We start from the raw sequence: 21,004 nt of genomic DNA, 5'->3' as shown, positions 1-21,004 counted from the left end.
ATTACGTTTGACGAAGCTGTACAAAAAGCATGAGCGAAAGCTCAAGTCGACGGGCGGGATTGATGGCCTATACCTCAATACCCCTCACTACCTCCTGGCTTCTTTTCTGCCCAGTCGACTGCCCATTAAAAAAGCCTAAGGCTTTATTATGGAGTGAGAATTCGCCCGCGCCTTTGCATAGCGTGAGTTATCTAATTGTTCTAGTAAAACGTTCCTTCTTCGGTCGGTTGCAGCCTGCCCCCACAATTTGCAATCCGACCGTTTTCTTTTGTTCAATCAATCTTCAATGTTGCAGCCTGCCCCTTTTGCTTGCTCAGCATCATATTTCATGATTTTTCTCTACTTATATTATTGCAACAGTTGCAATGCAGCTTGAGGACGTTGATTCGCTTGTCCCAACACTGTAATACTGGCCTGTTGAATTATCTGCCAGCGGGTTAGTTCAGCGGTTTCAGCCGCAAAGTCTGTATCGCGGATACGAGATCTCGCCGCTGAAACATTTTCTGAAATGTTGCTTAAGTTTCTGATAGTTGATTGAAATCTATTTTGAATCGCACCTAAATCAGCGCGTTTAGCATCGATAATAGAAATTGCACCTAATACAGCCGTCATAGCACGAGACGCATCGGCCTCAGTAGCAACAGATATTAAATTTGCTTCAATACTCTGAGAACCGAATAAGCCGGAAGTCCCGTATCCACCTGCTCTAGAGATATTGACACTGATAGTTTGACCTGGATTAGCACCCACCAAAAAGGCGGACGAATAGGCACCACCAAGAATATTAACGCCACCGAATTGCGAAGTTGCGGCAATTCGACTTATTTCTTGTTTTAAGGCATCTACTTCTTTTTGTAGTGCTAATCGATCTGCCGATCCATTAATACCATTTTGAGATTGCACCGCTAATACACGTATGCGTTGCAATGCAGATGTAGTTTCGGCCAATGCACCTTCTGCAGTTTGCGCAAGCGAAATACCATCATTTGCATTTCTTACAGCCATATTAAGGCCCAGAATTTGCGTGGTAAGTCGATTGGAGATTTGCAGTCCGGCGGCATCATCTTTCGCATTGTTTATGCGCAAACCTGAAGATAAGCGTTCAAACGCTGTACTTAAATTATTGTTCGACGTGAATAGCTGACGACTCGCATTCAACGACGACACATTTGTGTTGACGTATAAAGACATTTTTTTCTCCTAACGATTTAAGCAATCCGCCAAACCTATTATTATTATTAGTGGTTTTTGCGGTGATTCTAAGTGCGCTATTATTAGTTTTATTACGTCACTTATTTAGGCGTGTACTTATTATTTTTTTATTTTGTACATCGCTCTTGGAATCTTTATCGAACAGGATCGAAAAATCCTTTAGCATAAATTTAAGCTAAATTATTATCCCTATTAATATCAATTAGTTAGGTTGAGAAAAAAGCCGACTAAATTAGTCGGCGAAGCGCTCTCACGTTAGGAGGGAAAGAGCGCACTCTCTACGTTATGGGCCATTAAAAGCAGAATCACTACCCCCTGGCTTTAATTTCCCAATCGTATTCTATTAACCTAGAAGCTGAAGCGCTGATTGTGGACGCTGATTAGCCTGAGACAAAACAGTTAAACTTGCCTGTTGGATAATCTGATTACGTGTCAATTCAGCAGTTTCTGTAGCAAAATCTGTATCACGAATACGTGAACGAGCTCCAGCAACATTTTCAGATATATTACTTAAGTTTCTGATAGTTGATTGGAAACGGTTTTGCAGAGCACCTAAATCGGCACGTACAGCTCCTACAGTTGAAATTGCAGCAGTAATCTCTGTTAACGCTGCAGATGCAGATTCAATACTCGCAACTGACGTAGCAGCGATACCTAGGCCAGAAGCCCCAAAACCACTAGTTCTAGACAAATTAACAGAAATAGTTTGACCACCGTTTGCACCCACTAGGAATGCAGCTGAAAATGCCCCATCAAGGATGTCGACACCGGCAAACTGTGAAGTTTGAGCAATACGTGAAATTTCAGTTTTAAGTGCTGAAACTTCTTTTTGTAGTGCTAAACGGTCAGCAGAGGTATTAATACCATTTTGTGATTGGACTGCAAGAGTACGGATACGTTGAAGTGAGTTTGTAACTTCTCCTAACGCGCCCTCAGCAGTTTGTGCTAAAGAAATCGCATCATTGGCATTTCTTACAGCTTGGTTAAGACCTTGAACCTGGGTGGTTAAACGGTCGGTAATTTGCAAACCAGCAGCATCATCCGCTGCACGGTTTATACGGAAACCAGAAGACAAACGCTCAAAAGACGTGCCTAAACGGTTAGATGAATCAAATAATTGACGTTGCGCATTCAAAGACGAAACGTTGGTGTTAACGTATAATCCCATGGGATATCTCCTACACTCTCAGTCCAGCGTTTCGCTGGCAACCGATAAAAATCGGTGGTTAAAAAACACATTCAAGAACATCAATCTTAGTCAAAACTAGATCGGTGTTACTGGCTCTCTCAGATAGGGTATCGACGGGTTAAAAAATCCCTTTAACTAAATTTTGCCGTTTTTTATAAAAACGGCAAAAAATTTCCGCTTTGCAAATTGTAATTAATTGAGATTCAATAGCTTTTTAGATAAAAATAAATTTTAAAAATGATGATTAATTGGACTAATTCGATTTGGAAAACATCTAAACACAGCGCTTTTACCGATCTTTGTGAGTTTGCTGACAAACTATTTGTTAGTTTTAGAGAAGCGTCAGATCACATGAGTCAAGATGGTGACATACGCATCGTTACTTGCGACCTATTTGGTAAAAAAATTAACAGCACCACCCTTAAAATGGCAAATTGTGATTTGCGAGATCCTAAGTTAACGGTCATGCCCGATGGCAAATTACTGATGACTGCCTACGCTCGTTGTTATGATGAAACTGGCAAGTGGCGGCATAGTCGTTCGTTGTGTTGGTTTTCCCAAGATGGATTAAGTTGGTCGAGTCAACATTGGTTTGCAGAAAAAAATTGGTGGATTTGGCGAATACGCTGGCAAGGAGAACAAGCCTATGGATTTGCTTACAAACGTGCTCAACAACAACTGAACCTATATAAAGGTAATCCATTACGCACCTTTGATTGTGTAAAACCTAATGTGCTTAGTCTAGCCAGTCACGGACTTGGTTATCCTAATGAAAGTGATTTGTGTTTTATGAAAAATGGCGATGCTTATGCCGTGGTTCGCAGAGATGCTGACTCGTTTACTGCGCAATGTGGCTTTTCAAAACCTCCCTATAACCGTTGGCAGTGGTTTGATTTGCAACAATATATTGGTGCGCCTGTTATCATTTCACATGGTCCGGAAAATATATTGATTTGTGGTAGGGCTTGGTTGAATGGAAAATTTAAAACTGCGCTTTGGCAAATGAACATTGAAACTAAAAAGTTGATCCTAAAGGTTGTTCTACCCTCAGGTGGCGACTGCAGTTATGCGGGCATGGTGCGCTATAATGAAAAAATATACGTTAGCTATTATTCAAGTCATATCGACAATCAAAGTCACATCTATTTAGCGCAGCTAAACCTTTGATCTAAAATTAAATATAGTCAAATAACGTTAGTCCAGTTACGCGCGAAAAAGTTGCTTGAGCTGCTTGCAATGCGGTTTCTTGTTTACTCAATTCAGAAACGGCCTCTGCATAATCCACATCTTCGATGTTCGCACGGGCTGTTTTATTGGCGATTTCAAGATCCAAATTCGATTCATAAACCGACTCGGCAACATTCATGCGGCCACCTAAGGATGAAGTTGCATTAGCTAACGCCTTTGAACCATTATCAATACCCACCAGTGCATCGGCTATGGCTTCATTAAGTCCTTTATCAGTCAAATCGCCATTATTCAGCGCCAGATAAAAGTTGTTTAATGTTTCGGCTATATTTTTCTTTTCTGGCTTATCTAATTCAAAGTCAAAGGTATTACCGACACTTCCTTCAACATTAAATTCAATGCCATTAAACACTAGGGGTTCCCCAGAAATAAAATTAACTGTAGCAATTGTATCGCCGCTACCCAAGTTATCAATTTGCAGTTGATTGCCCGCTAGTATAGTCGCTTGAAACTGGTTGTTCGCCGGGGTCACAGCATCGTAATTATTTTTATGAAATTTATCGAAAGCAGCTTGCTCAGTAATAACAGAGGAAATTGACGATATACCAACGTCTCCGGTGACACTAAAATTAAGCCTAGCTTGTACATTTTCAAAAACAGATTTTCCAGAGCTATTAGACTGAATACTCAGCGCGTCGGAGACTTGGATTTTTTTCACTCCATCATCCCCAGAAAACGTATACTTTTCACCGACCGCTGAAGGATTATAAGTAAACGCTTCGGTTTGAGATTGATAACCGGCGAAAATAAATTCACCATTGGAATTTTGGGTATTCATCAAACTAAATACTTCGTCTCGAATCGCACCAATTTCAATTCCAATCGCTTGTAAATCAGATTCGTCGTAAACTCCATTGCCTGATTGAACCATTAATTGCCTTGCTTTATCCAAAGCACTATTAATATTCCTTAGGACAACTTCTTCCTGCTGCAATGAATTGGCCAGCAAATCATTATTTCGTTTGAATTGGGTGATTTTGTCCAGGTCTTCGGTTAATCGAACAACTTGAGCGGCGCCAACTGGATCATCAGAAGGTCGTAATAGTTTTTTCCCTGAAGACAATTGCTGCTGCACATCAGACAAGGTTCCCTGGTTCTGCGTAATAGTGTTAATGCTTCTGTCATACAACTGATTAGTGGATATTCTGGCCATAGTACAATTTACCTTGTAGCACTATAAATGGTGTCAAACAATTCGTTTGCGGTAGTTAAAATTCTTGCTGCCGCCGCATAAGTTTGTTGAAAACGAATCAAGTTTGCTGCTTCCTCATCTAAATTCACCCCAGATACCGATTGAAACCAATCACTGGATTGAGTTTGCATGGCTTCAGCCGCTTGCAACGAAATATTTGCAGAGGCAGTCTTTGCACCGATAGCACTTACAATATTGGCGTAAGATTCATGGAAAGTAACCAAATTACTGCCACCGTTGTTGTTTTGTTGCATGATATCTTGGTCTTGCAAACCAGCCAACTCTAAGCCATTACGGTTATCATCTACACCATCGGTGTTATAACTAATTGTAAACTGATCCCCAGCAACTGGTGTGCCTTGTAAACTAAAGTCATAGCCGGGAAAATCCGCTAAAGCTGAGAATGGCCAACTGCCATCACTTGCGGCTTGTTGCATTAAATTATTGTAGTCAGTAACCCCTGACACCACTAACAATGAATTATTGGCTTCGTCAAAAATTTCAAATTCAGATTCACTATTAAACACAATACTTGCTGGACTACCTGCGACAAATCCGCCACTACCATCGAAGGTGGAGGCTCTAGCATCGGTCAATGTAGTATCGACAAAGGTATTGGTAACAGTAGATGCGGTTAATCGAGCATCCCCCAAATTATCCAAATTACTATCGACTCGAAATGGCGAAGCTAACGCGATGTCTTCGGGTCGGGTCATCACCACATCTATTGCTTGCGCTGTGCTTTTGGTTGGCTGAAATAAATACCGATCTCCCACAGCGTAACTATCTCCATTGGGAAATTCCAACTCAAGACCACCGAGCACTTCGGTAAATGTATCGGCTTGTGCTTCTAAACCTGAGTAAGACTGCGTAAGTGTGTTGCCATCAACATCGGTGACGTAGGAACCATCGGGGTTGACTAAGGTCACGCTTATATCAACGGTATCGGGTGTACCTGGTGAAGTCCCGGTAATTTCAACTAAATAATCAGCCGCGGTGATTTTATTCGCGCCATCTTCAGCCACTCTACCGTTCATTGTTAACGACAAATCAGAATTGGCAGAATAATTTAATCCCTGAAATTCAGGGTTCGAAAAGATATTACCACCAAGTTGCTGGTCAAAATCCATTCCCAGACGATTTTGTTGATTTACAGCACTGGTCAATGCAATGGATATTTGTCCAAGTTCTCGCTGGCCTTCCGCCAAAACCTCATCTCGATAGCGGAATAATCCGCCCATTTGGCCACCTAAATTTTGCTCAGGTAATCTCAATGTGGTTGGTTTACCGGTGCTGGCTAAATACAGGTTTCGATAATCGGGATCTGGATCACCACTTAGCTGAAACAGATTAAAAGATCCGTCTTCCAAAACCAGTGATTCTCCAGATGTGAGATTCACCATTAATGAACCGTCATCATTGCCATTGTCGCGGGTTTCAATCGACATTATCTCAGCCAATTCCAAAATCGCATTATCGCGCTGATTTTTCAGCACGCCAGGCTCGTCAAATATATTGTTGCCCTCTGCAATCCGAATATTCGCATTAAGCTCGGCAATGGTCTCAATCAGTTTATTCGCTTGGTTGATTGTTGCATCTAATTCTAAGTTAAGTTCTTTTTCTTTATCGTCCATAAACTTAGACAAAGTACTCACTTGGCCGACTAAGGCATTTGCTTCACCTAAAACGAGCTGTCGAGCCGCCATGTTTGTGGGCTCATCAGTCGCTGTTTGCAATGAACTGAAAAATCGACTCATGCTGCTTGATATGCTATTTGCTTCGCTAGCAAAGATATTATCTAACACACTAGAGCGCTGGAAATAGGTTTCGAATTCGCCAACTTGTGTCGTATCTCGGCGCAGTTGATTTTGTGCAAAGGTGTCTAAAACACGTTCGGTGGTGCCACGACCAACTCCGCCCACTAATTGGCTTTCAAAGGTTGTGCGCTCTCTAACATAGCCCTCGGAGTTAACGTTCGCTATGTTGTTACTGGTAGTGGCAAGCAGCTGATTACTGGCGCGCACACCACTGGTTGCTATCGTGTATAGATCGGCAGCTCTGATCATCTGTGTGACTCCCACTGAAATCCGTTATTCAGCATTTTGCTTTCCAAACGCTAATGTGGACAACGCTGATTTGAACGTATCACTGTTTAATACCGACAGAATTTTGTTCGCGTATTGAGGATCAGTAGCATAACCAGCGGATTGCAAAGCACTAAAATAGGCTTGAGGATCTTTAACGTTTTCCAACGCTTGTTGATATCTTGGATTATCGGCCACAAAAGACACATAATCATTTAAGCCATCGGCAAAAGAATCATAGGTTCTAAACTGCGCTTTTTGTTGCTTAGCCACACCTTGTTCAAACTCAACAGTGTTGATTGCGGTTGTCTCTCCTTGCCAGCGATTATCAGCTTTGATGCCAAATAAATTATGTGTATTTTGACCACTTCCGGTATGGATCATATATTGTCCCCAGCCTGTCTCAACGGCTGCTTGAGCTAATAAAGCCTTAGGATCAATACCTATTTTTTGTGCTATTTCTTGCGCATGGGGCAACAATGTTTGCATAAATTCAGACGGAGAAGCGAAGGCGCTTTGTTTAGTCGCATTTTGGCTTGGTTGTACAGCAGCACTGTCGTTCTGAGTGCTTGAGTACTCCATACTTGCTTGACGAACCATATTATGCAAATTGGCATTTTCACGAACCGCACTGGCCGGCATGAATCCGTTTTCGCCAGGGCTGAGTTGTTGAACGATCAAATCCGCAATCCCCACTCCGCCTCTTGACGATAAATCAACAGCCAATTGTTGATCGTGCATATCTCGGTAAAATTTAACTTGTTGAGAATTGAACGGGCTGTCTTTGTCAGCCAATGCATCTTGGGCTTTACGCATTGATTTGAGCATCATCTGCACAAATATCGCTTCAAATTGTTTAGCCGCTTCGTCTAATGCTTGTTTATCACCACGCTGGGCAGCCTGACGCAAATTATCGATGCCCTTTAAATCGTGGACATTGCGCGATAATTCAAGTTGTTGATCAATGTGGTTGTTCATTTCCATAATAAATTCACTGATTCACAAACAATTAAATAACGATGAGTTCGCCTTGCAAGGCGCCCGCTTGTTGTAAGGCTTCAAGAATGGCCATTAAATCTCCAGGAGCCGCGCCGACTTCATTCACAGCACGAACCAGCTCATCTAAACTCACTCCAGGATCAAATTTAAACATACGGCTATCATCCAAACTCACGTCAACAATCGACTGATTGGTGACCGCAGTTTGTCCTTGGGCAAGAGCATTAGGTTGAGAAACGGTTTGATATTCCGAAATTGTGACCGTGAGTCCACCATGGGTAATGGCAGCAGGCAATAAACGCACATCTTTACCGATAACAATAGTGCCGGTACGACTATTAATAATGACTTTTGCCGGTGCATCAGCTGGGGTAAAAGTGAAGTTTTCTAGGGTAGCCACAAAGTTAACCCGTTGCCCTACGTCCCTTGGCGCTGACACTCGCACCGACGCGGCATCAATAGGCGTGGCTATCAAATAACCCATTTCAGGATCTGCTCCCAAACGTTGGTTAATTGTATCCGCCAAAGATTTGGCGGTAGAAAAATCCGGATAATTCAAGTTCAGAGTTAAAAAGTCATTTTGCATAAGTCCACTGGGAACCGCTCTTTCAACTAAAGCACCATTAACAATGCGTCCAACCGTGGGTGTATTAGAAACGATTTTAGAACCATCAGCGCCTTCAGCACCAAATCCACTTACCACCAAGCTCCCTTGGGCTACGGCATACACTTTGCCATCTAACCCTTTAAGAAAGGTTTGCAATAAGGTTCCACCGCGCAAACTGGCAGCCTCACCTACAGAAGAAACGGTGACATCGATTGTTTGGCCAGGTTTCATAAAAGCGGGCAATTCGGCATGCACGGCGACAGCCGCTACATTTTTTATCTTTGGTTTCACACTCGACGATAAGCTAATCCCAAAATTGCTCAACATGGTACGGAAACTCTGTTCAGTGAATGGACTCTGTTCACCCGTTCCTGGCAGACCAACTACTAAGCCATAACCTACCAATTGGTTACTACGTACCCCTTGTATGGAAGCAAGATCTTTGATCCGCTGTGCATGGGCAAAAGGCGTGACCAGAACCACCATCAGCAAATAAATGAGCGATGAACGTAACGTTGAATTTTTCATTAAAATGGCCACCACTCAGAGGAAAAGAATTTATTTAACCAGCCTTGTTTTTGGGCATTGGCAAAGGTTCCTGTACCACTGTATTGAATACGGGCATTGGCAATTTTTGTAGAAACAATTTCATTAGTAGGACTAATATCAGCTGGACGAACGACGCCCGTTAAGCGGATGTATTCATCGCCATTATTTAAGGTCAGCCACTTTTCTCCGCGCACCACTAAATTTTGATTCGGCAGAACCTGAATAACGGTGACAGAGATATTGCCACTCAAGTTATTGCTTTGGTTGGCCTGTGCATCGCCAGTAAACTCATTGTCGGCACCAACACCCAACTGAATGCTTTTACCACCAATATTCAACGCTTCACCGCCCAAACCAATGATCGTATCAACGTTAACATCCGTTTCTTTTGAGGTTGAAGTACCTGCCGACTTGGTAGCGCTGGTGTTTTCCTGCAAATTCACGGTGATAATATCGCCGATGCGTCTAGCCTTTACATCTGAATAAATGCTGTTTGCCATGTCTGCCTGAAAAATTGCCCCATCCTGAGTTAACTTTTGGCGAGGCATGTCAGGTATAACTGGCGCATAACTTGGATCATTTGGCAAAGGGCCGACCATAGGTGAACTTACACACCCAGTCAGCACGAATAGAGTTAATGTAGTCAGAAAATAAGTTAACTTAGCCATAATTAAGCTCACTATAGTTGCTGAATTACCTGACCCAACATTTGGTCAACTGAAGAAATCACTTTCGAGTTCATTTCATACAGTCTTTGACTTTCAATTAGGTTAACCAATTCCTCGGTAACGTTGACATTTGAAGTCTCTAATGCCCCTTGAACGATGGTGCCCAAACCTTCCAAGCCAGGTACGCCTTGTATCGGTGCTCCGCTTACCGCAGATTCAACATACAAATTTTGGCCGATAGGCTGTAAACCAGTTGGATTAATAAAATCCGATAAACTGATTTGTCCTAAAACTGTAGGATCCGCCTGTCCACGAATAGAAGCTGAGACTTCACCATCTTGTGAAATAGTTATTTGTTGCGCGTCTTCAGGAATTGTGATGTTCGGTTGCAATAAAAAACCGGCACCGGGTGTCACAATTTGCCCTTGATCGTCCAACGTAAATTGACCATTTCGGGTATAAGCTATAGTGCCATCAGGCTGCAGTATTTCGAAAAAACCGCGTCCTTGAATCGACATATCGAGTGCATTATCAGTGGTCAACATATTCCCTTGGGTGTGGGATTTTTGGGTCGCAACCACCTTACTACCTGCACCTAACATTAGTCCCGAGGGTAGTTCAGTGTCAGCAGATGAACGTCCACCTGGTTGGTTGATGTTTTGATAGAGTAAATCTTCAAATATCGCTCTATCTTTTTTGAAACCCACTGTGCTGGCGTTAGCCAAGTTATTTGAGATAACCGATACATCTGTTTGGGCTGCATCGAGTCCTGTTTTACTTATCCAAAGTGCTGGGTGCATAATTCACCTCCGCTATTTTAAGTTTTAGTACTAAATAATTCTGAGTAGTTGATTGCCGCGCATATCTAGCGTATCGGCCTTTTTCATCATCTTGACTTGCAGTTCGTAGTGACGTTGCAAGCTGATCATATTTACCATTTCGTCAATCGCATTTACGTTACTCCCTTCCACCATGCCGGTACGAAGTCTAACGTTGATATCTTCATTTGCTTCTTGACCATTTTTAAGTCGAAATAAACCGTCTTCACCGCGCTCCATATCTGCGACATTCGGATTGACCATTTTTAATCTGCCAATTTCTTCTAAAACGGTTTCAGGCGCGCCTTGTGGTCGTACTGAAATTGTTCCGTCGTTAGCAATATTGATGTTGGATAAAGGAATCGGCAAAAATATGCCTCCGGCATCGCCTATAACCGAATTTCCGTGGGCATCTTCGAGACCACCATCAGCGCCTAATTGCAAATTTCCAGCGCGGGTATAAGCTTCGTTTCCTTGTGCATCCAACACGCTAAACCAGCCGTCCCCTTGGATAGCAACATCCAACTCACGATCAGTTTGGATCATTGCGCCACCAGCGTAATTATTAAACGGGGATTCAGTCATGGAAAAGACCCGAGTCGGCAAACCTTCGCCGTATGCCGGCATCGCTCTAGCGTTTTCCAACATGGCTTTGAAGCCATTGGTTTGTGCATTTGCTAAATTGTTCGCTCGCACAGCCGTGCCCAATAGGTCTTGGCTGGCTCCGCTGGCTGATATATAGAGTAATTTATCCATGACAACTTATTGACTCTGGTTAACGTAACCTAAAAGATTGCAATAAAGATGCCATTGGCACATAAAAACAGAATTAAAAGCGTGTAAATGCAGAAGGCTTGATGAAGTTTCTGTATTCCTTTGAAATTTAACAAAAAAATACCGCTCTTGATTAGAGCGGCATTGTTAAATTGATGGCAGATTATCGAATATTTAAGATAGTTTGGTTAAGTTGGTTATTCACCTCAAGTGCCCGTGAATTCGCTTGGAAGTTACGCTGGGCGATAATCATATCGATTAACTCCGTGGTTAAATTCACGTTCGCTTGTTCAAGCGCTGAAGAGTTAACATCACCGAAGGTACCGGTGGTCGCTTCCCCTGCTAGCGCTTCGCCAGACAAAATACTTTCTTTCCACTGTGTACTACTTTGTTGGGTTAGGCCTTGTTCATTTGCAAAACGAGCTAGGGCAACACGAACTACAGGTTCAGATGTACCATTTGAAAAAGTAGCGCGCACTAAACCATCCGGACCTATGTCAATACCTGTAAGTCTTCCAACGGCTAGACCATCTTGTTCTAATGACGTAACTTCGAACGAAGAGGCAAACTGAGTCGGTTCATCTGCCGTTGCACTACCAACTTCAAGCGCGAAGTTGGTAGTAATCGTCTGAGTTGCATCAGAACCGTTTATCAACGGCGGGTTACCTAACTGAACAGTCGTCACATCGCCGGTGGCAACAGGGGTACCATCACCATTTTGAATACCAATAAAATCACCGCCGCTACTAAACTGCATTCTAAACCCAGAGACCGCATCAGCTCCTAAGGATACTGAACCTGCAATGTTATTAGGATCTGTACCAGCAACGTTTTCAGTGTCACCTGCTATATCAATAGCAGTGTCATCCACATAATTAACTACTACCCATTCATTGGTTGCTGCAGAATCTTTCATAAAGTAATAGGTCATCACATGACTATCACCCAACGAATCATAAACGGTAATAGATGTAGCTGCGTTATAGGTAAGTGGATCGTTAGGATCAAAAAGTGTTATATCTTTAGCATCATCACCTGCTGGCAAATTAAAGCGAGGTGCAACTTCGGTGGTTTGTTGTGGTGAGCCTGAAGAGTCTGGAATTCTCACCGGAATAGTTGTGCTCAAAGCCACAGATGAAGAGGTACCATCAGCGTTGACCGGGAAGCCCATTAAGTTATCACCGTTGGAATTAACCACAAAGTTATCTTGATCAAGCTTAAACTGCCCTGCTCGAGTAAATGAAAAATCACGAGAGGTTATTTCAGGAGTCGTGGCAAAAAAACCATTTCCAGTAATCGCCAAATCCAGTGCTGTATTGGTAAACTGAAGACTACCTTGAGAAAATTGCTGAGCAACATCTTGGGTTAAGACACCGTCGCCAACTTTTGTATTACCAGCTGCCAATAGCGACGAAGCATAAACGTCACCGAATTCGGCACGAGATTCTTTAAAACCGACAGTATTTACGTTTGCAATGTTATTTGCAGTGACATCTAGATCTTTTTGAGCAGCTGATACACCGCTTAATGCTATGTTAAAAGACATCGTTTATTCTCTCCTAAACTAAAGGGCTAACATTTTTTAATTAACCACCGATTTGAATGACATCACTCAAATTGACACTTGTTTCGCCATCCAAATTTAAAATGACACCTTGATTGTTACTCGCAAAACTAACGCTATCCACATGCCTATTGACCGCTGTAGGTAAGGTTGTTGACTCGCCGTTTTGTGTACCTTGTGCATAAACTGCATAATTGCCGGCTGGCAAAGGATTGCCGTTAGCATCTTTACCATCCCAACTAAATTCAATATTACCTGCCGACTGTGTACCAGCTTCAATGGTTTTAATTAATTCGCCGGCTTCAGACTCAATGGTAATTTGTAAATCTTGAGTGGTTTGATCGGAAATAACCACCCCGGTTACGCCGTTACTAGTATCGCTTAAATATCCAACGTTACCTTGTAATAAGACATCTTGGCCAATAAGGCTGGAAGCCTGTAATGCTTGGTTTGAGGTCATGCTAGAAGCAAATTCAGAAAATTTAGTATTCAGTGAATCAATACCTTCAGAAATACTGAAGCTGGTCATTTGTGATACCATCTGATCGTTATCTACAGGTTTGGTAGGATCTTGATTAGCTAATTGCTCAGTTAGCAAAGAGAAAAAGTCTTCCTGACTTAACCTTTCATTACTGCCATCATCAATAGGCACGGTTTCTTCTTGTACATACAGGCTAGAATCTAATCCTGTCGATTTTGATATTTCCACGTTACTTTCCTCACTAAATCAGTGATTTATTGACCCTGACCAAGTTGCAACACACGTCTGAATATACGTTTTGTAGTGTCTGCCAACTGAACATTAGTTTCATAAGATTTTGACGCTGACATCATGTCAGCCATTTCCTCAACCACATTCACATTTGGCTTGTAGATATAGCCATTACTGTCTGCCATTGGGTGACCTGGGCTGTATTCGATTTGCAGTGGCTTTTGGCTTTCAACAATACCTAATACTTGTACGCCTGCGCCTTGAGATTGTGACTCTGTTGCACGTTGCATTTCGGCAGCAAAAACAGGATGGCGAGCCTTGTATGTGGCGTCATAACTACTACTGACACTATTTGCATTGGCAATGTTACTGGCCGTTGTATTCAATCGAACACTCTCTGCAGACATGCCAGTGCTTGCAATATCCATAACTCTAAATAAACTCATGCGCCTTGCCCTCCAGCTAGTGCTTTTTTCATACCTTTAATCTTGCCAGTCAAAAATTGGATGCTTGCCTGATAGCGCATTCCATTTTCCAAAAAGGCATTACGTTCAGCTTGCACCTCTACCGTATTACCATCACCAGTATCAGGTTGTAATGGAATTCGAAATTCAATACTTGCTTGAGATTGCATTGAACCTTCAAAGTGCTTTTCATGGGTACGTGTCATATTTTGCTGACGCTCTTGATTTGCTGATTGCATGGCTTTCTGAAAATCTACGCCACGGGCTTTGTATCCTGGTGTATTAGCATTTGCCAAATTTCCAGAAATAACTTCCATAGTTTCGGTTCTAACCTGCATTGCTCGGTCGTGAAGTCCGGTTAATTTATCAAGACTGATTGCCATGTTGTTCTCATCTTAAAAACTCGCTTGTGAGAAATTTAGCAAGGGTTATGCCAAGACATAGGGAGGTGGATACGGATGAACCGTGGATATTACATAACAGTATGTATTAGTTAGCTTTTTTAATATAAAATAGACCGGGATTATTGCGCACCAAACTGAATAATTGATTCAATTCAGCGATAGATTCAGATGCGCCAAGAAATAAAGCCCCATCGTTTTGCAGGCAAGCGGCAATTTGTTGCAGTATTTTCCGCTTATTGTTTACAGAAAAATAAATCAGCACATTTCGACAAAAAACCACGTCAAATCGGCCTAGCCCAGAATAACTATTTAGTAAGTTCTGAGGTTTAAAATTCACCATAGAGACGATTTCTTTATCCAATTGCATGTGGTTGTTATCGACCGCTTTAAAAAAACGCTCTTTACGTTCCTCCGACAAACCTCTGCTAATCGAAATACTATCAAACTTGCCGGTTTTAGCCCGCTGAAGCATATCAGTTGAGATATCGGTAGCAACAATCTCCACGCCTAACGGGAAGGCTCTAGGATTAGCTCTTTTATATTCTTGAATACACATTGCAATGGAAAATGGTTCTTGCCCGGACGAACAAGCTGCGCTCCAAATTCTCACTTTACGCTTTGCTTTAGAAAGCTCAGTTAACAATCTATTAGATAGAATTTCGAAGGGGTATTTGTCACGGAACCACAACGTTTCATTAGTAGTCATAGCATCAACGACTTTTTCCCGCATCTTGGGGGAATGGCCGCTATACGCGATCTTCAGTAACTCAGAAATACTTGCCAAGTTTTCTTGGCGAACCAAGGGTCCTAGGCGACTATAAACTAAATAGCTTTTTTTCTCATTTAGTACAATACCGCACTGACGCTCTAAAAAATGCGTAAACTCTAAGAATTCGTGCGGCGCTAATTGATCTAATTTCAAACATTAATTTCCGTAGGTAAAGTAGAGCTTTATTTGTTAAACCATTTTTGCACAGCTGACGCTAGCTCATCTGGGTGAAATTTAGCAATAAAGTCGTCTGCTCCAACTTTTTGTACCATTGCTTGATTAAATACACCGCTTAAAGAAGTATGCAATACTACTTTGAGTTTGCTTAGCTCCGGTGTGTTTTTGATCTCTGCAGTAAGTGTATAACCATCCATTTCCGGCATTTCTATGTCAGACACCAACACACCAACTTTATCGGTGACGTCGCCAGTTTCTGCGGCAATTTCTTTTAAACGATTAAGCGCTTCAAGTCCATTTTTAGCCACTTCAATGTTTAATCCCAACGCAGCAAGTGCTTTTTTAACTTGGCTTCTTGCCACTGATGAATCATCAGCGATAAAGATAATTTTATCATTTGCAGGAGATTCTGACATATTTAAATCCGCTGCTAAATCTTCACTGACTTCAGTTTTTAATGGTGAGATTTCATTTAGAATCTTTTCCACATCAAGAATTTCAATCAACTCATCATCAACTTCCGTCACTGCAGTCAAATAACTTGCTTTCCCGGTACCTTGAGGAGGAGGCATAATTGCATCCCAATTGGTATTGATGATACGTTCAACTGAGCCGACTAAAAAACCCTGCACTGAACGGTTGTACTCAGCAATTATAATAAATGCGTTGCGAACGTCTTCTATTTTTCTGCCGCCGGTTGCCATACTCAAGTCAATTACTGAGATCGTTTGGCCACGAATATGAGCAACACCTCGAATTAACTTATTTTGCTTAGGTATTGAGGTTAACTGGGGGCACTGCAATACTTCACGCACTTTAAATACATTGATGCCAAATCGCTGTCTGCCATTCAATCTAAATAGCAGCAATTCAAGTCGGTTTTGACCAACAAGTTGTGTGCGTTGATTAACTGAGTCAAGAACTCCCGACATATACCACCCCAATTAAATTTAAAGTAGGCACAATTGTTGCGTTGTCCCTATTAGAAAACCAAGTTTAACTAATTTTAGCGCCAAAAATCGTATTTGTGACTGAATTTTGACGTTTATCTTTGTTTGCTTAACGATTTAATAAGCATAGACAAAACGGCGGCACCTGAACATGAAAATATCGTTAATTCGTACAACTGGTAAGTTATTAAGTGTTTTCTTCAGCGCCTGTTTAACTCTCAACAGTGGTTTCGCTGCGGCGTCCAGCGACACTAACCCTGCTCACCAACAACTTAGTCAAGCAGTAGAAAATTACGTTAATACGCAGCTGAGGCATATAGCTGCAGCAAGTGATGATAACTTGCTAGTAAAAGCGATGCCATTAGACGAAAGGATAGTCATTCCTGATTGCCCTACTCCATTTACCATATCGGCTAGTAAAGAAGCGCTAGCGCAAAGTAACATAACGGTGAGAACCAGTTGTGAACAAACGAATTGGTACTTATATATGATGGTAAAAGCCACTCGCGTGCAACCCGTAGTCGTGCTCACCACCTCGGTCAGTCCTGGCACTGTTTTAAATGAGAATGATGTTAAAGTTGTGATGCTTGATAAAAACCTAATAAGAACGAGTACCTTTGCCGATATCAGCACTGTGGTAGGCGCTCGAATGAAAAAAAGAAGTCGACCTGGCCAACCCGTAGTCCCCGGCCAACTTTGTTTTGTATGTAAAGGAGACAGTATTCTGATTACCGCTGATACTGGTGGGGTAAGCATTAAAACCAAAGGTATAGCCCAACAGGATGGTAACCTTGGCGATACGATTGCGGTGAAAAACAGCAAGTCGAATAGAGTGGTGCATGCACAGGTGGTGAATACCCATCAAGTAGTGGTGCAGATTTAATATAATTAGCGTAAACTATGGGTTATTACATCTGGTTAGCGCAGATTTGAGCTTATCTAAATAATATTTAATTTTTTTCTACATTTAGCTAAAGGTCTTTAAGTTCCGGCCGATAAGATAAGTGAGGCAAATTAGGTATTCGAGGTCATTATGGCAATTAACAATATAAATAGTGGAAATCAAAAGCCACAACTTGAGAATCAGAGGCTGAATCAACAGCAATCTCAGAGTCAAGCGACTGCGCAATCTGCTGCTCAGCAATCTAAGTCTGCAGAAGCGCCACGTCAAGATTCAGTATCACTCACGCAATCTGCTCAGCAGCTTAGCCAGGTTCAAAAGAAATCTAGTGATACACCTGTCAATCAGGAAAAGGTCGACAAATTGAAAAAAGCCATACAGAATGGAGAATATCGCGTTAACCCTGAAGTATTGGCGCAAAAAATTAGCAAACTCGAAGCTCAAGTATTTGGCATTGAAGATTAGAATTTGATGCCAGATTGGTTTAGCTTCTCAAAATAAAAGCAAAGCTAAATGAAAAACCTAATTGCCCTCCTCCAAAAACAGAAACAACAACTTGATTCACTTATTTTATTGCTTGAGTCTGAGCTGCATTTAATCAGTACGCGAGACGCTGAATCACTCACTTCCGTTATCAATGAAAAATCGGAATTGTTAGAATCGATTGCCAGCACTGACAAAAGCGTTGAGCAGGAAGTTGAGAAACAACCTGAAGCAACATCAGAGCAAGCTGTAACAGACTTATTTGATCAAATTAATCAATCTTTGTCCCAATGTAAATTCAGAACCGAGATCAATCAAAAAGCGGTAGAACAAGGTCAGTTGCGCTTGCAACATCTTCGCACTTTGCTGTTAGAATCCCGAGCTAAAGAAACCATGACTTACGATAAAAGCGGCAAACCTAAAGGTGGTTCTTCAGGTAAGAGTGTGACCGTTTAAAAGTTCGTTCTCAAAGGAATAGAATTTAATAATAACGAACTTTCTTCACTTGTTTCGGCTTGGCAGTACTCAGATATAAATCATGCACTAGGCTAAAATCCAACTCCAACTCTGTGGCATAAGAGTCATTGCCAATGGGGTAGCTTTTTACTACTCGTGCACCGCGGATCACACCTTGAACACTGGCCATTAGTTGAGTATCAGTGAGCACAAGATTAGCCAAAGACTGTTCACCGTCAATTTTTTGTCCATAAACCTGCTCAGTTAGCTCACGGTAAGCATCCAGTTTCGATGCTTTCACTGCCATTAGTACTTTCGCTGAACGGTTATTTCCCCGTTGAGCATCTATTGGCGCATAGCCGATAGAGCGAATAACAGGATAAGAATCAGGTTCGATGGTTTCCCACTCTACTTGTTTGTCTATGATGTTTTGACAACCGATTAATCCGGCTAGACATCCCGCAATCACAAAGGTATAAATTAGTTTCATATTTTTCTCAGTAGTATCTTTACAGCGCATTGTTAAGCTGCATTAGGCTTCAATTGATAATTCAAAACCATTTCAAACTGTCTTCAAGATTTTTCACTGCAATATTTGTTCCTTATCACAAAAAAATTGAGATCCAAGTAAGTAGACCAACTGTGATAGAAGAAAATTGGTTACTGATTAACCGCCATCTGAAAACAGGTACAAAAGATGCATTACCTGATTTACTAACTATAGTAACTAAATACGTAAAAAGTGGCTACGCATGCAAATACACACGTTAAAGCCGTTTTGAATTTAAGCGTTAATTGGATATTTTTTGAAATGAAGCCCATAAACTGCCAAATTTTTTCTGTTAAGTTAATCACTTTGTTCTGTGCCTTTTGCGCAGCACTCTTTTCAGCGCAGTCGTTGGCAGCTTGGTTCGAGTCCAGTGGTCAAGCGGCAATAAGAAACGGCAATATTGAGTTAGCGCGGCAAAATGCGACCCAAGAAGCAATTAAGCAAGTATTGTTATTTGCCGGAGCTTCGGTACACAGTGTGCAAAAAATGGCAAACGGCGTATTGCAAAATGATGACTTAACGATTCGCGCCAGTGGCGAAGTCAATAGTATTGAATTAATAGATGAAGTTTTTAGAGATGGCTACCTCACAGTTTCCTTGCGGGCAGATATTTTCCCTCAAAAAAACACATGTCAATCATCAGAATACCCTAAAAGTATAGTTACCACTTGGCACCCAATAGACAACCGAGAGCAAGCCACTACCGGCAATCTATTTGAAATAGGTACTAGGTTGCCAGAAGTACTTCAACAAAACTTCGAAGACTTCGCACAGCAATCGAGTATTCAAACCATATTACCTTTCTACTATGCGCAACAACCGCTTTCAATGATCAACGATGCAATGGCACTAGCCAAACAATCAAGCTCTCAATATGTGCTAACTGCCACCGTTAAGGATCTAAGTTTAAACAATGTTAACCAGTCTAAATGGCAATTTTGGAATAACCCTACACCAATAAGAAATTTCAGCTATCAAGTTGCCCTTTATGACGGTTACACTGGTACATTGATGTGGCAGAAATTATATTCTTCAAACGCACCATGGGACTTCGATACTCATCAAAGTGTCGACATAAATAGCGGCCTGTTGTGGCAAAGTGCTTACGGTGTGGCAATTTCCTCAATCATGCAGGATATTGCTATTAACGTTGACGAAAAGTTAGCTTGTTCGCCTACGTACGGACGCATAATACAAGTAAGAGGTGATCAACTAACCCTCAATATTGGTAGCAACCAAGGCATTCAAAACGGTGATGAATTCACCCTATTTCAGCTGCAACAGAAACACAACCCTCAGGGCCAAACCTTTACCCAGTTTAATCTACACCCTACCCCAGTGCGAGTTGTGAGTGTTTCGCCAGGGACTGCGGTTGCGGTATCAAAAGACGGTACTTTACTGGCCAATATTCAAGCCAATGATTTTGTTTCCAGACAATAAATTAGGGGCTTGCGATTAGATTATTGATGTCCTTTTAAGCACATCGAAATTGCTATTCGATTTCTCATTAAAAACCAGTAAACCCAGACTTGTCTTAATACTGCCAAATTTAGTATAGTCTTGCCCGCTCTGATGTTGGAACATGTCCCCTTAGCTCAGCTGGATAGAGCGACCCCCTCCTAAGGGGTAGGCCAGAGGTTCGAATCCTCTAGGGGACGCCATTTGATTAGAATGTTTATAAAGGGGGAGTTTGTCATCGTTAATCGATAACCATTTGCGCTTGGCAAAACCAAAAGTTAATTAGGTCTTTCATTAATGCTACAAGAGCAAAGTAGTTGTTTGGTTTAGTTAAATAAGCGTTACTGCCCAGAAAATAACACTCTTTGATATCAATTTCAGAATCAGACGTTGTGAAAATTATAACCGGTATATGTTTGAGTCTTGGATCTTGCTTAATTTCTGCCAGCGCTTCTCTCCCCGATTTACGCGGCATATTTAAATCTAGCAGTATCAAGTTTGGCAGCACTTCAGCACTATTAAGCACCGATATTAGCTCTTCGCCATCTTGCGCAAACTTAATTTTATCCAATGTCAGATTATTTTCAGTTAGCGCGTCACGGATCAGCTCTTGATCATCCAAATCATCTTCCGCCACTAAAATGTAACTGACCGCTCTAAGTTTTGTCGCTACTGAACTTATATTATTCATGACTGGAACCTGTTTTCCCTTACAAAGGTCTTTGTTATTATTTTTAATCGCGAATATATCACAAGGTTCTGATTGTTAATAACGA

General features: G+C 41.7%; 22 protein-coding genes and 1 tRNA gene. 6 read left to right on the top strand and 17 right to left on the bottom strand.

Annotated elements, in window-relative coordinates:
- Positions 1 to 348: 348 nt before the first annotated feature.
- A complete protein-coding gene (locus KO530_RS09875) occupies positions 349 to 1,191 on the bottom strand; it encodes a flagellin (protein WP_216048249.1) in 843 nt (280 codons plus the stop codon).
- A gap of 364 nt (positions 1,192 to 1,555) precedes the next feature.
- Positions 1,556 to 2,380 (bottom strand): flagellin, encoded by an 825-nt coding sequence (locus tag KO530_RS09870; RefSeq protein WP_216048248.1) that lies wholly within the window; start codon positions 2,378 to 2,380, stop codon positions 1,556 to 1,558.
- 258 nt (positions 2,381 to 2,638) lie between these two features.
- Here KO530_RS09870 and KO530_RS09865 point away from each other — a divergent pair, with 258 nt between their 5' ends.
- Positions 2,639 to 3,568 (top strand): hypothetical protein, encoded by a 930-nt coding sequence (locus tag KO530_RS09865; protein WP_216048247.1) that lies wholly within the window; start codon positions 2,639 to 2,641, stop codon positions 3,566 to 3,568.
- Positions 3,569 to 3,575: 7 nt separating this feature from the next.
- Here KO530_RS09865 and flgL read toward each other — a convergent pair whose 3' ends face one another.
- The 13 genes from flgL to KO530_RS09800 all read right to left on the bottom strand — a co-directional run bounded on the left by flgL (position 3,576) and on the right by KO530_RS09800 (position 16,362).
- Positions 3,576 to 4,802 (bottom strand): flagellar hook-associated protein FlgL, encoded by a 1,227-nt coding sequence (gene flgL / locus KO530_RS09860; protein ID WP_216048246.1) that lies wholly within the window; start codon positions 4,800 to 4,802, stop codon positions 3,576 to 3,578.
- A gap of 8 nt (positions 4,803 to 4,810) precedes the next feature.
- A complete protein-coding gene (flgK, locus tag KO530_RS09855) occupies positions 4,811 to 6,907 on the bottom strand; it encodes a flagellar hook-associated protein FlgK (RefSeq protein ID WP_216048245.1) in 2,097 nt (698 codons plus the stop codon).
- Between the two features lie 24 nt (positions 6,908 to 6,931).
- Complete coding sequence (flgJ, locus tag KO530_RS09850; RefSeq protein ID WP_216048244.1) at positions 6,932 to 7,909, bottom strand: flagellar assembly peptidoglycan hydrolase FlgJ; 978 nt, start codon at positions 7,907 to 7,909, stop codon at positions 6,932 to 6,934.
- Between the two features lie 25 nt (positions 7,910 to 7,934).
- On the bottom strand, positions 7,935 to 9,017 hold the full coding sequence (locus KO530_RS09845) for a flagellar basal body P-ring protein FlgI (RefSeq protein WP_436792301.1): 1,083 nt from the start codon (positions 9,015 to 9,017) through the stop codon (positions 7,935 to 7,937).
- A 41-nt stretch (positions 9,018 to 9,058) separates the two neighbouring features.
- Positions 9,059 to 9,748 (bottom strand): flagellar basal body L-ring protein FlgH, encoded by a 690-nt coding sequence (flgH, locus tag KO530_RS09840; protein WP_216048242.1) that lies wholly within the window; start codon positions 9,746 to 9,748, stop codon positions 9,059 to 9,061.
- A gap of 11 nt (positions 9,749 to 9,759) precedes the next feature.
- A complete protein-coding gene (gene flgG / locus KO530_RS09835; RefSeq protein WP_216048241.1) occupies positions 9,760 to 10,548 on the bottom strand; it encodes a flagellar basal-body rod protein FlgG in 789 nt (262 codons plus the stop codon).
- A gap of 30 nt (positions 10,549 to 10,578) precedes the next feature.
- Positions 10,579 to 11,322, bottom strand: a complete 744-nt coding sequence (locus tag KO530_RS09830; RefSeq protein WP_216048240.1) for a flagellar basal body rod protein FlgF — start codon at positions 11,320 to 11,322, stop codon at positions 10,579 to 10,581.
- A gap of 181 nt (positions 11,323 to 11,503) precedes the next feature.
- The gene (gene flgE / locus KO530_RS09825) at positions 11,504 to 12,886 is read right to left on the bottom strand and encodes a flagellar hook protein FlgE (protein ID WP_216048239.1); all 1,383 of its coding nucleotides are present in this window, start codon (positions 12,884 to 12,886) and stop codon (positions 11,504 to 11,506) included.
- A 40-nt stretch (positions 12,887 to 12,926) separates the two neighbouring features.
- On the bottom strand, positions 12,927 to 13,613 hold the full coding sequence (locus KO530_RS09820) for a flagellar hook assembly protein FlgD (protein ID WP_216048238.1): 687 nt from the start codon (positions 13,611 to 13,613) through the stop codon (positions 12,927 to 12,929).
- A gap of 26 nt (positions 13,614 to 13,639) precedes the next feature.
- On the bottom strand, positions 13,640 to 14,062 hold the full coding sequence (gene flgC, locus KO530_RS09815; protein ID WP_216048237.1) for a flagellar basal body rod protein FlgC: 423 nt from the start codon (positions 14,060 to 14,062) through the stop codon (positions 13,640 to 13,642).
- Complete coding sequence (gene flgB, locus KO530_RS09810) at positions 14,059 to 14,463, bottom strand: flagellar basal body rod protein FlgB (RefSeq protein WP_216048236.1); 405 nt, start codon at positions 14,461 to 14,463, stop codon at positions 14,059 to 14,061. Before flgB ends, flgC begins: the two co-directional genes overlap by 4 nt.
- A gap of 106 nt (positions 14,464 to 14,569) precedes the next feature.
- The gene (locus KO530_RS09805) at positions 14,570 to 15,406 is read right to left on the bottom strand and encodes a CheR family methyltransferase (RefSeq protein WP_216048235.1); all 837 of its coding nucleotides are present in this window, start codon (positions 15,404 to 15,406) and stop codon (positions 14,570 to 14,572) included.
- A 29-nt stretch (positions 15,407 to 15,435) separates the two neighbouring features.
- The gene (locus tag KO530_RS09800; RefSeq protein ID WP_216048234.1) at positions 15,436 to 16,362 is read right to left on the bottom strand and encodes a chemotaxis protein CheV; all 927 of its coding nucleotides are present in this window, start codon (positions 16,360 to 16,362) and stop codon (positions 15,436 to 15,438) included.
- A 169-nt stretch (positions 16,363 to 16,531) separates the two neighbouring features.
- On the opposite strand from KO530_RS09800, the gene flgA reads away from it, so the two are divergent.
- The 3 genes from flgA (at position 16,532) to flgN (ending at position 18,220) form a co-directional block, all read left to right on the top strand.
- Positions 16,532 to 17,263 (top strand): flagellar basal body P-ring formation chaperone FlgA, encoded by a 732-nt coding sequence (gene flgA / locus KO530_RS09795; RefSeq protein WP_216048233.1) that lies wholly within the window; start codon positions 16,532 to 16,534, stop codon positions 17,261 to 17,263.
- 150 nt (positions 17,264 to 17,413) lie between these two features.
- Complete coding sequence (flgM, locus tag KO530_RS09790; protein WP_216048232.1) at positions 17,414 to 17,746, top strand: flagellar biosynthesis anti-sigma factor FlgM; 333 nt, start codon at positions 17,414 to 17,416, stop codon at positions 17,744 to 17,746.
- A gap of 48 nt (positions 17,747 to 17,794) precedes the next feature.
- Positions 17,795 to 18,220 carry a flagellar export chaperone FlgN gene (gene flgN, locus KO530_RS09785; RefSeq protein WP_216048231.1) on the top strand — a complete coding sequence of 142 codons (426 nt, stop codon included), beginning with the start codon at positions 17,795 to 17,797 and terminating at the stop codon, positions 18,218 to 18,220.
- Between the two features lie 25 nt (positions 18,221 to 18,245).
- On the opposite strand, the gene KO530_RS09780 is transcribed toward flgN, so the two are convergent.
- Positions 18,246 to 18,710 (bottom strand): LPP20 family lipoprotein, encoded by a 465-nt coding sequence (locus KO530_RS09780; protein WP_216048230.1) that lies wholly within the window; start codon positions 18,708 to 18,710, stop codon positions 18,246 to 18,248.
- Positions 18,711 to 19,031: 321 nt separating this feature from the next.
- Here KO530_RS09780 and KO530_RS09775 point away from each other — a divergent pair, with 321 nt between their 5' ends.
- Positions 19,032 to 20,210 carry a flagellar assembly protein T N-terminal domain-containing protein gene (locus KO530_RS09775; RefSeq protein WP_216048229.1) on the top strand — a complete coding sequence of 393 codons (1,179 nt, stop codon included), beginning with the start codon at positions 19,032 to 19,034 and terminating at the stop codon, positions 20,208 to 20,210.
- A gap of 144 nt (positions 20,211 to 20,354) precedes the next feature.
- Positions 20,355 to 20,431 (top strand) — tRNA-Arg (locus KO530_RS09770).
- 38 nt (positions 20,432 to 20,469) lie between these two features.
- On the opposite strand, the gene KO530_RS09765 is transcribed toward KO530_RS09770, so the two are convergent.
- On the bottom strand, positions 20,470 to 20,919 hold the full coding sequence (locus KO530_RS09765; protein WP_216048228.1) for a response regulator: 450 nt from the start codon (positions 20,917 to 20,919) through the stop codon (positions 20,470 to 20,472).
- Between the last annotated feature and the right edge of the window lie 85 nt (positions 20,920 to 21,004).

Origin of the sequence: Aliiglaciecola lipolytica, from assembly GCF_018860635.1 — a bacterium.
In the GTDB taxonomy this organism is placed as follows: domain Bacteria; phylum Pseudomonadota; class Gammaproteobacteria; order Enterobacterales; family Alteromonadaceae; genus Aliiglaciecola; species Aliiglaciecola lipolytica_A.
The sequence above is the reverse complement of the archived record's forward strand: the minus strand, read 5'-3'. Positions and strand labels throughout refer to the sequence as shown.

What these genes read in the sequence shown, in the direction of transcription:
- flgL (WP_216048246.1), bottom strand. Translation starts at nt 4,802, where the DNA reads ATGGCCAGAATATCCACTAATCAGTTGTATGACAGAAGCATTAACACT.
- flgB (WP_216048236.1), bottom strand. Translation starts at nt 14,463, where the DNA reads ATGGCAATCAGTCTTGATAAATTAACCGGACTTCACGACCGAGCAATG.
- flgJ (WP_216048244.1), bottom strand. Translation starts at nt 7,909, where the DNA reads ATGGAAATGAACAACCACATTGATCAACAACTTGAATTATCGCGCAAT.
- flgH (WP_216048242.1), bottom strand. Translation starts at nt 9,748, where the DNA reads ATGGCTAAGTTAACTTATTTTCTGACTACATTAACTCTATTCGTGCTG.
- KO530_RS09875 (WP_216048249.1), bottom strand. Translation starts at nt 1,191, where the DNA reads ATGTCTTTATACGTCAACACAAATGTGTCGTCGTTGAATGCGAGTCGT.
- flgE (WP_216048239.1), bottom strand. Translation starts at nt 12,886, where the DNA reads ATGTCTTTTAACATAGCATTAAGCGGTGTATCAGCTGCTCAAAAAGAT.
- KO530_RS09800 (WP_216048234.1), bottom strand. Translation starts at nt 16,362, where the DNA reads ATGTCGGGAGTTCTTGACTCAGTTAATCAACGCACACAACTTGTTGGT.
- flgK (WP_216048245.1), bottom strand. Translation starts at nt 6,907, where the DNA reads ATGATCAGAGCTGCCGATCTATACACGATAGCAACCAGTGGTGTGCGC.
- flgC (WP_216048237.1), bottom strand. Translation starts at nt 14,062, where the DNA reads ATGAGTTTATTTAGAGTTATGGATATTGCAAGCACTGGCATGTCTGCA.
- KO530_RS09830 (WP_216048240.1), bottom strand. Translation starts at nt 11,322, where the DNA reads ATGGATAAATTACTCTATATATCAGCCAGCGGAGCCAGCCAAGACCTA.
- flgG (WP_216048241.1), bottom strand. Translation starts at nt 10,548, where the DNA reads ATGCACCCAGCACTTTGGATAAGTAAAACAGGACTCGATGCAGCCCAA.
- KO530_RS09870 (WP_216048248.1), bottom strand. Translation starts at nt 2,380, where the DNA reads ATGGGATTATACGTTAACACCAACGTTTCGTCTTTGAATGCGCAACGT.
- flgN (WP_216048231.1), top strand. Translation starts at nt 17,795, where the DNA reads ATGAAAAACCTAATTGCCCTCCTCCAAAAACAGAAACAACAACTTGAT.
- KO530_RS09780 (WP_216048230.1), bottom strand. Translation starts at nt 18,710, where the DNA reads ATGAAACTAATTTATACCTTTGTGATTGCGGGATGTCTAGCCGGATTA.
- KO530_RS09765 (WP_216048228.1), bottom strand. Translation starts at nt 20,919, where the DNA reads ATGAATAATATAAGTTCAGTAGCGACAAAACTTAGAGCGGTCAGTTAC.
- flgM (WP_216048232.1), top strand. Translation starts at nt 17,414, where the DNA reads ATGGCAATTAACAATATAAATAGTGGAAATCAAAAGCCACAACTTGAG.
- KO530_RS09865 (WP_216048247.1), top strand. Translation starts at nt 2,639, where the DNA reads ATGATGATTAATTGGACTAATTCGATTTGGAAAACATCTAAACACAGC.
- KO530_RS09845 (WP_436792301.1), bottom strand. Translation starts at nt 9,017, where the DNA reads ATGGTGGTTCTGGTCACGCCTTTTGCCCATGCACAGCGGATCAAAGAT.
- KO530_RS09775 (WP_216048229.1), top strand. Translation starts at nt 19,032, where the DNA reads ATGAAGCCCATAAACTGCCAAATTTTTTCTGTTAAGTTAATCACTTTG.
- flgA (WP_216048233.1), top strand. Translation starts at nt 16,532, where the DNA reads ATGAAAATATCGTTAATTCGTACAACTGGTAAGTTATTAAGTGTTTTC.